This window comes from Neptunomonas sp. (assembly GCF_041601355.1).
In the GTDB taxonomy this organism is placed as follows: domain Bacteria; phylum Pseudomonadota; class Gammaproteobacteria; order Pseudomonadales; family Balneatricaceae; genus Neptunomonas.
The window spans coordinates 1-8,131 of record NZ_JBFIIH010000155.1 but is presented as its reverse complement, the minus strand read 5'-3'; the positions used below and the strand labels follow the sequence as shown (position 1 = coordinate 8,131).

Here is an 8,131-nt window from a genome sequence, read left to right as displayed (position 1 = left end):
CCCGAGTAACCCCGTGCTAACGCGTTAATCTTTAATACCATCATCAAGCGCACTGTAGATGGCTGCATAAACTGGCCGACCCCAGCCGCATGAGATAAGACAATACTGCGCTGTAGCAGCTCTAAATCGTCGCTTGAGATACGCGTATTGGCCAGCATGCCAAAGCCGGTATTGATACCATAAACCACACGGTCTTCTGCCAAGACTTGCTGGACGCTGGCGACACTCTTGGCAATCGCGTCGTGACAACCCGGATCAAGCCGCAGCTTGACGGGTTCCTGATGAATACGCCGTAAAGTGGCTAGATCCAACTGACCCGGTGTTAAGGTTAATTCATACATAGTGTCGATTCCGCTATTCATCATCTAGCATGGGCAGATCCAATGATTGCTCACGGGCGCATTGCCTGGCTAAAGGATAGCCGGCATCGGCATGTCGCATCACACCGGTACCCGGATCATTACGTAATACCCGTCCTAAACGGGCCGCCGCCGCCTCTGTGCCATCCGCGACAATCACCAGACCTGCATGCTGACTAAACCCCATGCCAACTCCCCCACCATGATGTATCGATACCCAGGTCGCGCCACCGCAAGCACTCAGTAATGCATTGAGCAGCGGCCAGTCAGATACCGCATCCGAGCCATCCAGCATCGCTTCTGTTTCCCGGTTAGGGCTGGCAACGGAGCCTGAGTCCAGATGGTCACGGCCAATCACGATCGGCGCCCGCAGCTCACCCTTGCTGACCATCTCATTAAACGCTAACGCTAAACGCGCACGATCTTTTAAGCCCACCCAGCAAATGCGCGCCGGTAAGCCCTGAAAAGCAATTCGCTGGCGCGCCATATCCAACCAGTTATGTAAGTGAGGATCATCAGGAATAAGCTCTTTCACCTTAGCATCGGTTTTATAGATATCTTCAGGATCACCCGACAGCGCCACCCACCTGAACGGCCCAATCCCTTCGCAAAACAAAGGCCTGACATAAGCCGGCACAAAGCCCGGAAAATCAAACGCATTCGTCACCCCTTCTTCAAAGGCCATCTGGCGAATATTATTGCCATAATCCAGTGTAGCGGCACCGTTTGATTGCAACGCCAGCATCGCTGTCACCTGCACTGCCATCGACTGCTTGGCAGCTTTTACGACGGCCGCTTCATCTTTTTGGCGCATCATGGCGGCATGCTCCATTGTCCAGCCCTGTGGCAAATAGCCGTTAAGCGGGTCATGTGCTGAGGTCTGATCTGTCACGACATCCGGGGTAATACCGCGCGCCACTAATTCGCTGAATATATCGGCAGCATTGCCCAGCAAGCCGACGGAAAGCGCTTTGCCTTCAGCTTTAGCCTGTTCAAGCATGCTCAATGCGCTGTCGAGTGTGTCTGCTTTTTTATCCAGGTAAGCGGTTCGTAAACGAAAATCGATTCTGCTTTGATCACATTCAACCGCTAACATGGAGAAACCCGCCATAGTCGCCGCTAACGGCTGCGCCCCACCCATCCCGCCTAAACCACCCGTCAGTATCCAGCGCCCGGCAGCGACTCCATCAAAGTGCTGTTTCGCCACCGCTGCGAATGTCTCGTAAGTGCCCTGCACTATCCCTTGTGAACCAATATAGATCCATGAGCCGGCAGTCATCTGGCCATACATCGCCAATCCTTTCTTATCTAACTCGTTAAAGTGCTCCCAGTTTGCCCAGTGCGGCACAAGGTTAGAGTTAGCAATCAGCACTCTTGGCGCATCAGCATGAGTTTGAAAAACACCGACGGGCTTACCCGATTGGATGAGTAATGTTTGATCTGCTTCAAGGCGCTGCAATACTTGAATAATTTTATCGAAACACTCCCAACTACGTGCTGCACGGCCAATGCCGCCATACACCACCAGCGATTGCGGATGCTCGGCCACGTCCGGATCCAGATTATTCATCAACATACGCATAGCCGCTTCAGTCAACCAACTTTTGCAACGTAGCTGGCTACCATGAGGCGCACGAATCACACGGGATTCATCGAGTCGGGTAAAGCTCATAATAGGACTCCTTTTCGTCTCTACTGTATTAACGGGCGATCAAACCGAGTAGTCGTGCCGCCGTGCGTGCCGTGTGCTGATCAATATCCAGTTGTGGATTCAGTTCGGCGATGTCAGCCAATTTCAACTTGCCGCTGGCTTTTATGTCGGCTATCAGTGTTTCAAGCACGTCTAAGCCAACACCTCTGGCCGCAGGGGCACTTACCCCGGGCGCTATGGCCGCAGGTAGTACATCAAGATCTATGGTCAGATAAAGCCAGTCGCACCCTTTGATAAACGCGACCAGCTGCTGTTGAGTTTCTGATAAATAATTAATACCCATCTGTTCATCCAGGCGATAACTCACGCCCAGAGTATCGGCACGCGCAAACAACGCCTGCGTGTTGGCACTTTGCGCCACCCCCAAACAACAGTAATGAAAAGGCGTATTCTGCGCTGTGCATTTATCTGCTATCTGCTTGAATGGCGTTCCCGAGCTGCCTAATTGCTCATAAGCGCGCAAATCAAAATGCGCATCAAAGTTAATAATGCCGATCACGGGTGGCTCTGCTTGTTCATGCGCAAACTGGTTGAGTCCTTGCCAGCTGCCATAGGCCATTTCATGACCACCGCCCATAATCAGAGGAAACTGCTGCTGCTCTAACAAGCGCTTTACACAATCACCCAACTGCTGCTGTGCAGACTCCAGATCACAGTCATCACAGCGGATATCGCCCGCATCATAAACTGGCTTTGTCATGTGCCATGCGTGAGACGCCAAGGCGCGACGGATCGCCTGTGGGCCTGATTTCGCACCCGTGCGCCCTAAGTTGCGCGACACCCCCTGCTCACACGGAAAACCGAACAGTGCAACACCCGGCGCGGCCCCTTCATGCCAGGCACTCACCTGTTGGTACCAACGCGTTCCCAGCGCTCCTTCAAGGGAGTCTTCCCGGCCGTTCCACACACTCATATCCGCTACTTTAAACATCAGAAGCTACTCCCTGATAAATACGTTGTTTAAGCATTGGCACGCCTATTTGATAGGCTAACTCTGATGGATGCTGGATATCCCATAACAGCATGTCGGCAGGGGCCCCCACTACTAGCTTGCCTGTATCGTCAGATAAACCTAACGCTTGTGCCGCATTGCAGGTTACGCCAGCCAACGCTTCTTCAGGAGTTAAACGAAACAAGGTACACGCCATGTTCATCATCAAACGCAAAGAAGCCAACGGTGAGGTGCCGGGGTTAAAGTCTGTCGCAATCGCCATGGGAATGCCGGCATCCCGTAAAGCCTGAATAGGCGGCCGCTGTGTTTCGCGTAGAAAATAGAAAGCCCCCGGTAACAGGACGGCGACAGTGCCATTCTCAACCAAGGGCTGTAGCGCGCTGGCATCAAGGTATTCCAGATGATCAACCGACAATGCGCCATAACTGGCGGCGAGTTGCGAGCCTTTCAAATCGGATAACTGTTCCGTGTGGCCTTTAATCGCCAGACCGTGGTTTTGCGCGGCTTTGAATACCCGGTCGCATTGTGCCACTGAAAAACCTATCCCCTCACAGAAAACGTCGACAGCATCCGCGAGTTTCTGCTCAGCCGCGGCCGGTATCATCTGCTGACAAACCAGATCGATATAAGCGTCTCTATCTTTTGATAACTCAGATGCAAATTCGGGCGAAAACTCAGGCGGGAGCGCATGCGCGCCGAGCAAGGTGGTACAAACCTGTACAGGGAAGGCATCCCCCAATCGGCGCGCCACGCGTAACATTTTGAGTTCATCTTTAAGGGTTAAACCATAGCCAGACTTAATCTCCAGCGTCGTGACCCCTTCCCTCATCAAGGCTTGCAAGCGTGGTACTGCCAAGTCAAATAACTGCTGTTCAGAAGCGGCTCGAGTCGCCCGCACAGTAGAGAGAATCCCTCCTCCCTCGCGCGCTATTTGCGCATACGGCACACCTTGCAAACGCTGCTCAAACTCCTCAGCACGGCTTCCGGCAAAGACAAGATGCGTATGGCAATCGATCAAACCCGGCGTCATCCAGCCACCCCGCCCGGCAATACCAGCTGTTGGCAATAACGGCTCATCAACAACAGCCATGGGAGCAATCGCACTGATACGGCCATTTTTAACCGCCAACGCCATACTCTGCTGTATACCATAGGTTGCAGGGCTCATATTTGAGCTCATGCCAGAGCTTATTCCAGAGCTCGTATCAGAGCCGACAGCGCTCGACATCGTTGCCAGATTAAGATCGAGCCAGACTTTATCGGCGTCCCGAAAGTCATTCATTATCATGTTTAACCACAACAGATCATTTGTATATACAAATACAGCAGATAAACGCATGCGTCAAATAGAGAGCACCTCAAAAAATCGGGAAATGACGACAAACAGACCTGATAAAATCCAGTTCTCGCTATTTCTTATGAGATACAGAAAGGGCTTTACAATATTTGTATATACAAATAAATGTTTATAGCAAGGAGATTACAGGTGGACTAGAGAGCGCAATTTATAGCGGCTACCGGGATGTGTCAGCTGAGCAAAACTAATCAGGTGTTGTTGAGACCAGGTTCTGCGTTGCAATAACAAACAAGGCTCAGTTGGTTTGATATCGAGTAATTCAGCCACAGAGGCATCGGGCATAACAGCTTCGACAATGTGCTCAACGTCGGTGAGTGGACAATGTTGGTTTAGGTACTCGTTAGGTGTGCACTGAGTAAAGTCCTGAGCAAGATATTCCGGTGCCCAGTCCGGGTTAATATACCGCTCTTCTAACTGAAGCGGCATTTTATCTTCGTAGTGAACAATCAAGGAGTGAAAAACCAGCGTTCCAACCCTTACACCCAACTGCACGGCGACCCACTCCCTGGCAGTTTGTTCTTCTAAGCGAATCACTACACTGTGGTATTGGCGTCCACGGCTGCGCACTTCATCAGCAATATTGTTAATATTCTGTAACGGAGACTCTGCTTTTAAGTCCGTGACATAGGTGCCTTGTCCGGCCGTACGAATCAGCAAGCCTACTTGTACCAAATCACGAATGGCTTTGTTCACGGTCATTCGGCTAACTGCAAACTGATCTGCCAATGCATGCTCGGTAGGAATCTGACTGTGAGGGAGGTAATCCCCTTTCTCGATCGCATCAAGAATGAAGTTTTTAATTTGCTGATAACGAGGAATTTTGCTGCTCAAACGAAAAACTCTTTGTAGGGGTACGAAATGTTTTAATAACACTAGCGTAAAATCATACTCTTACGTGGAAAGAAGATGCAAGGCAGTCACACCTGCTGCCAGCATCTATTCGTTTAATGCGGCTATTTAACCAATTCAGCTTTATTGAATTTCGATCAACGGCAACCAGCGTTTATCTGTGTCCACTTCATCACGCTCTGCCTCACCTACCGGCGGTTCATTAAGATTATCCGGAGGTGATGCCAGCGTGTTCAGATCAATCGCCTGCGCTTCACCCTTAATCATTCCATCCACTACCTCCAGTTTGTAATAGATGCCATTCCAGAAGTTCGCGCCAAACTCTTTAGGTGTCTTGAACATAAACAGAAGATCATGCTCCAGCCATCGAAGGTCGTCAGCTGTGACTATTCGGGGTTGCTCGTAAGGATAGGCAAGATGGCACCACAACTCGGGGCCTTCAAGACATTTCATCTCTTTCATAGAAAGAAAATAGTCACGAAACTGTTCACGGTGCATGGTTAATACGTATCGGCTACCCTGCTCCACCGGCTCAAAGATGACTCGGGCAATTTCAGTACGATTGCCTGCTTTATCAAGCAGAGTAATACTCTTTTCACCCTGTAAGGCCGTGTCTGATTTAGCATCTGATGCAGCGTCTGATGCGACGACATCAGCCGACGCGTGATAGCTGAAAAGCAGACAATTCAAAACCAAATAACCCATTATCAGAGGCAATCTGCAAACGCGCCTGAGGGCTGCTGCACTTTTTATTTGTGCACTTTTTATTTGTGAACTTTTTATTTGTGCCCGTTGTATTTTTCCGGCTTTCATAATGTCACCTCAGCAGCTATCCGGCTCTCGCCTTTCTAGCTGTCACCTTGTCACCTCTCAATAAGGCCATTAACAGCTTCTCTAAAAACGTTAATGGCTTTATATGATGATGGCTATGGTACTTGAGTACTGGTTTTTAGCAGAGCATCGTCCTCCACCACTCTGAGCGCAATCAGGTCACTGTCCTTGGTAATCACCAGTGTCGGATCCACGCGCAGGCAACTACCGCCAAAATGTCCGGCCACAGAGAAGGTACATACCTGGCCGTTATAGCCTGCAATTTCCGGCAGTTTCCACAACTCCTGATAGATTTGATCCTGTGCAGAGAATCGCCCCTGCGTTTCTTCAAGCAAGCCCGTATCCGCATCATACAAGCTGATATTAAAACCACAGCGACCAGCTATCGGCTTAGTAACATAACCGCCTGTTTTAAGCTCTTCTGTTAAATCAAAGCTGGAATTAAGCAGGTAGGGATGATTAGGAAACAACATCCATAGCACCGGAAGTATCGCTTTATTACTCGGTATCAAGGTCCATAATGGCTCATAAACCATGACACCTTCACGCAGCAGAACATCTACCAGCCGGGGTGCGGCGATTCTTACCTGATCTGTTTTATAGGTGCGCAAACGCTCTGCATCATCATCACATTCAGCACGAATCTGATCTAAAGCCGTTTCCCATGCCCAGGTTTTCCACACCCAACGAATCTGCATGCCGTCAGCATCAACAACATTACCGGCTGCATCCCACGCTAAACCTTTGACACCATGAATCACTTTGCAGGGAATGCCCGCTTGCTCAATCGCTTTTTGCATATACAGCGCGTGATAGGTTTCTTCCAGATCACCATCCTGCATGATATGTAGCACACGCTTTGCATCACGGTTGTCACCCACAGCAGCATCACTGGCTTTCCAGGCTTCTATCAAATGCTCGAGTAAGCCTTCGCCTGAGCTTTCACCTTCATTACAGCCAAAATGATTAGCCCACTTCTTCTGAACCAAGCCCGCTTCCATATAACAGGATGCTGAATCACAGTTGTATTCGTAGACTTTAATACCGCGACCCGACACGCTGAAATCAAAACGTCCGGTAATCATCTGATTACGACGGTTATCCCAGGATTGATGAATCTTAGGCCACAATGCTGCTGGAATATTAAATTTTTCCAACAAAGCGTCATCTTGCAATACATAGTCGGTGGCATGCATAAACAACGCATGTAGCTCATTGGTTGCCCGTTTCAATTCACGCTGCGCGGTTTCTGACTGCACAAAATAACGATGCTGATCTTCTGGACGACTACCCAACTTATGACTGCCCATCATAGCCACGTACGCTTCTTCGTCAGGGTTGGCGATATTCAGCCACGCCCGCGACGTCTGTCCTTTATCCGCCAATTGTCGCAGCTGAAGGTCATACAGTTCAGGCTTGGGTGGTTCAATTACTTCGGCATAGGTATCGTCATCTGTCTGCACGACCCAGCCAAGAATAGTCGCATCACCATACGAGCAACGCAGCCAATAGCTGCCATCGGCGGTTATTCTTGCGGGTATTTCACGCGAATATTGTTGCCCTTCCTGCCAGACACTATGGGTGACATTTTGTTCGATGAGCCGCAAACAGGTTGGCGTGACTTCGGTAATCACAGCGACATGCCCGGTAACCTCAAACTCGCCGCCTTCACTCCAGATCAAGAGTGCACCAGGTTCAGGGTGACGCAAAGAGCCATTGCGAAATGACTTCAAAGGCAAACGGCTGTTGTCAGCGATGACGCGGACCGATTGCAAATTAAAGATTTCATAGGCCATCGCCACATCATCAAAAATGTACCCTTTATTGATATATAACCAGCGTCTCGCTAACTCAACACACTGCCACTTATATCCCATGAAAATGCCATCAACATAGCTACGATACGCATGTCGGTTTGGCAATTCATTATCGTCCGCAGAAGGATAATGTGACGAATAGACAGGCACATCACCCGAGGCAACGCCCAAAAGCGTCCCGAACTTTGAAGCGATAGGCTGAGTTTCAGATTTCATTGCTGTAATGTTCCTGCTGGAATAAAAAATCAGTGTGTT

At 49.8% G+C, this 8,131-nt stretch carries 7 protein-coding genes; all 7 read right to left on the bottom strand.

Going from position 1 to position 8,131, the window contains the following annotated elements:
- On the bottom strand, window positions 1-341 hold a 341-nt coding region (locus ABY436_RS17635), incomplete at its 3' end, for an aromatic amino acid lyase (protein WP_372740245.1).
- A gap of 13 nt (window positions 342-354) precedes the next feature.
- A complete protein-coding gene (gene hutU / locus ABY436_RS17630; RefSeq protein WP_372740244.1) occupies window positions 355-2,031 on the bottom strand; it encodes a urocanate hydratase in 1,677 nt (558 codons plus the stop codon).
- Window positions 2,032-2,059: 28 nt separating this feature from the next.
- Window positions 2,060-3,001, bottom strand: coding sequence for a formimidoylglutamase (gene hutG / locus ABY436_RS17625; RefSeq protein ID WP_372740243.1), 942 nt, complete (start codon window positions 2,999-3,001; stop codon window positions 2,060-2,062).
- Window positions 2,994-4,304, bottom strand: a complete 1,311-nt coding sequence (hutI, locus tag ABY436_RS17620) for an imidazolonepropionase (RefSeq protein ID WP_372740242.1) — start codon at window positions 4,302-4,304, stop codon at window positions 2,994-2,996. The genes hutG and hutI overlap by 8 nt, the downstream gene beginning before the upstream one ends.
- A gap of 198 nt (window positions 4,305-4,502) precedes the next feature.
- A complete protein-coding gene (gene hutC / locus ABY436_RS17615; protein WP_372740241.1) occupies window positions 4,503-5,210 on the bottom strand; it encodes a histidine utilization repressor in 708 nt (235 codons plus the stop codon).
- A gap of 141 nt (window positions 5,211-5,351) precedes the next feature.
- Complete coding sequence (locus ABY436_RS17610; protein ID WP_372740240.1) at window positions 5,352-5,933, bottom strand: hypothetical protein; 582 nt, start codon at window positions 5,931-5,933, stop codon at window positions 5,352-5,354.
- Window positions 5,934-6,154: 221 nt separating this feature from the next.
- Window positions 6,155-8,131, bottom strand: a 1,977-nt coding sequence (gene gss / locus ABY436_RS17605) for a bifunctional glutathionylspermidine amidase/synthase (RefSeq protein WP_372740239.1), incomplete at its 5' end; no start/stop codon positions are given.

Excerpts from the sequence above, each read along its gene's own strand:
- hutU (WP_372740244.1), bottom strand. The coding sequence starts at position 2,031 with ATGAGCTTTACCCGACTCGATGAATCCCGTGTGATTCGTGCGCCTCAT.
- hutG (WP_372740243.1), bottom strand. The coding sequence starts at position 3,001 with ATGTTTAAAGTAGCGGATATGAGTGTGTGGAACGGCCGGGAAGACTCC.
- hutI (WP_372740242.1), bottom strand. The coding sequence starts at position 4,304 with ATGAATGACTTTCGGGACGCCGATAAAGTCTGGCTCGATCTTAATCTG.
- ABY436_RS17610 (WP_372740240.1), bottom strand. The coding sequence starts at position 5,933 with ATGGGTTATTTGGTTTTGAATTGTCTGCTTTTCAGCTATCACGCGTCG.